Here is a 2,881-nt window from a genome sequence, read left to right on the forward strand (position 1 = left end):
TTAGGAGATGTCATGAAAAAAACATTATACGATTATAAAATGGAAATAGAAAAACTTCCTATTAAAGATAAATATACAAAAGAAGAATTGCTGATAGAAGATTTTTTAATAGAGAAAGAAAATAATATAGAAATATATTACGCTCCACATAATGAGTACATAAACCCAAAGGCAAAAATACTAATTATAGGTATAACACCAGGATTTATACAAATGAATACGTCAATAGCTACTGCAAGAAAAGAATTAGAAAATAATGATGACATAGAAGATATACAGTATAAGTGCAAAGTATCAGGCAGATTTAGTGGAAGTTTAAGAAAAAATATTATATCAATGTTAGATGAAATAAAATTAAATGAAGCTCTAAGCTTAGAAAGCTGTAGTGAATTATTTGATAAAAAAGATTATTTAATGCATACTATGTCATTAATACCTTATCCTGTTTTTGTGAAAAAGCAAAACTATACAGGCCATACACCTAAGCTATTAAAAAGTGATTTTTTAATGAAATATATCTATGAGAATTTTATAAATGAAATACATGAACTAAATGACTTTGAAGATATATTATTAATACCACTAGGAAAAGCTGTTGAAGAGGTATTATGCAAATTAAAAGATGAAAAATTTATTAAAGAAAATCAGATACTTATGGGATTTCCTCATCCATCAGGAGCCAATGTTAATAGGTTAGTTCAGTTGGAAGAAAATAAAGAAAGTATGATAGATTTTATAAAAAGAACCGTATCTTAAGCTGATACGGTTTTGCTATTTATTTTATCAATATATAAATTATAAGTTAAACCTAATACTACTAAAGTTCCACCAATTACTTGGTAAAAAGAAATTTTACCTGTAGACAAAGCATTTATAATTATTCCTGTGAAAAGTTGACCAATAAATAACAATAAAGTTAAGTAAAAAGATGAAATCTTTGAAGATAAAAAAGAGAGCATAGTAACTATAATAACACCTAAAAGTCCACCGGTATAAACAAACCATGGAGCATTTAAAGCAAAAGTATTTAAAACATTGCCTAATGGTAGAAACTCACTTCTTGCTTTTTATAAACCTTTTAGAGTAATAGGAGATATAGAGGTTGTAAAAAATCAAAGTTCAACAGGTACAATTCAAGCTTTTAGTACTTGTTACTGTTTAGCTATATCTATGGAAAAGGTAAGATTAGAATTAACTAAAGATAGAAAGTTTTTAAAATTTACTTGTGAAAGTTTAGCAGAAAAACTAGCAGCTGTCAGTATGAATAGATCTATCAATTTACTTTATCCATTGGAAAATAGATTATCTAGCTATATAAATGAATCATTAGTTTATGAAGAAAATACATATATTGATTTTGATGAAAATTTAATTAATATAGCAGAGTGATTAGGATGCAGTTATAGACACCTGCTTAGAACGTTTAACACATTATGTAAAAAGGGTGTATTAAAACGAGAAAATGGAAAATATAAAGTAATTAATCAGATATTATTAAAAGATTTGGCTGGAGAATTATATCAAGATGCTAAGTTCATATAAATCTTTTTATATATGAAAAAGATAGATAAACTAATTTATATTTAAAAAATAAAAATCTTATTTAACTATGTGGAATTATATAAAAAACGATAAAATAGATAAACTAATTATATAGAGGTATATTGTTAAGTTATAAAAATGTGATACAATATGAAAGGCTATAAAGCTATTATATAAATAAAAAATTCTATTTAAGAATTAGACATAAGAAAGAGAGGAAATAATATTATGGAAAATTATCCAAATTGCCCTAAATGTAATTCAGAATATACTTACGAAGACGGAACTTTATATGTTTGCCCAGAATGTGCTCATGAATGGTCACAAACTGAAGAGGCTATAGAAGAGAATGTAATAAGAGATGCAAACGGAAATATATTAAATGATGGAGATGCTGTAACAGTAATAAAAGATCTTAAAGTAAAAGGTGCTTCATCTTCTATAAAAATAGGAACAAAAGTTAAAAGTATACGTTTAGTTCCTGATGCTGCTGATGGACATGATATAGAATGTAAAATAGATGGTTTTGGAGCTATGAAGCTAAAATCAAGTGTTGTAAAAAAAGCATAGTATAAAAATAAGAACTAGGTATAAACCTAGTTCTATTTTATTTTATAAAAAATCACTTGATATGTATAGATAATGAAAATAAAGTCTTTTTATGAAAGGCGCATTTTGGTATTATTTAAATAACAAACATACAAATGTAAAATAAAAAGGGCGTATATAAAAGTATTGAAGGAGAGTAATATGGACAAAAAATCTAAAGATGACCAAAGGTTATATACAATAGAGGATTTAGAATGCATATTAGAGCACATACCTTATGAAGTTTGGATAAAAGATAAAGAGGGAAAACATGTGTACATAAATAAAAGGGGTGCTAATAAAATAGGTCTAGATAAAGAAGATATAATAGGAAAATCAGATAAGGAAATTAGGCCTAAGGAATTTTGTTGTAAATGTGATGAAACAGATAAAATAGTTTTAGAAGAGAAAAGAGAGCTATTTTATGAACATGAATACTATAGCGATAAGGATGAATTTTATAGGGTATATAAATTTCCTATAAAAGATAAAGATGAAAATGTAAAATTTATAAGTGGATTTTCAAATGAATATAGCTATGGTAAAAAAATCAATGAAGAATTAGAAAATTTATTTGTTAGTAATATGGAAGAATTAGAAGATATAGAGTGTACTCAAGCTATAAGTAGAATATTAAAAAACCTAGATTCAATGATAAAATGTACAAGTATAAATTTATTCTTAGTAGATAAAAATGGTGATAATTTAAAGAATTACTTAAGTAATGAAAACGATATATTTTGTGAAAGAT

General features: G+C 25.4%; 4 protein-coding genes and 1 pseudogene. 4 read left to right on the forward strand and 1 reads right to left on the reverse strand.

The features are described 5' to 3' along the window. Positions 1–756 (forward strand): hypothetical protein (locus NSA58_RS18200; RefSeq protein ID WP_330652604.1); only part of this gene is annotated, 756 nt, incomplete at its 5' end. Here the strand turns inward: NSA58_RS18200 and NSA58_RS18205 are convergent. Beyond that, on the reverse strand, positions 753–959 hold the full coding sequence (locus NSA58_RS18205; RefSeq protein ID WP_242842731.1) for a hypothetical protein: 207 nt from the start codon (positions 957–959) through the stop codon (positions 753–755). The genes NSA58_RS18200 and NSA58_RS18205 overlap by 4 nt on opposite strands. Positions 960–1,029: 70 nt before the next feature. Between NSA58_RS18205 and NSA58_RS18210 the strand changes: the two are divergent. From NSA58_RS18210 to NSA58_RS18220, 3 genes and pseudogenes are all read left to right on the forward strand, one after another. Further along, positions 1,030–1,389, forward strand: a pseudogene (locus NSA58_RS18210) (hypothetical protein); the annotation flags it as partial. Between the two features lie 381 nt (positions 1,390–1,770). Then, entirely contained in the window at positions 1,771–2,112 is a 342-nt protein-coding gene (locus NSA58_RS18215; RefSeq protein WP_039679991.1) for a zinc ribbon domain-containing protein YjdM, read from the forward strand. A gap of 180 nt (positions 2,113–2,292) precedes the next feature. After that, the coding region (locus tag NSA58_RS18220) for a PAS domain-containing protein (protein WP_257560794.1) at positions 2,293–2,881 on the forward strand (589 nt) is incomplete at its 3' end.

The sequence above is a fragment of the Terrisporobacter muris genome (assembly GCF_024621905.1).
In the GTDB taxonomy this organism is placed as follows: domain Bacteria; phylum Bacillota; class Clostridia; order Peptostreptococcales; family Peptostreptococcaceae; genus Terrisporobacter; species Terrisporobacter muris.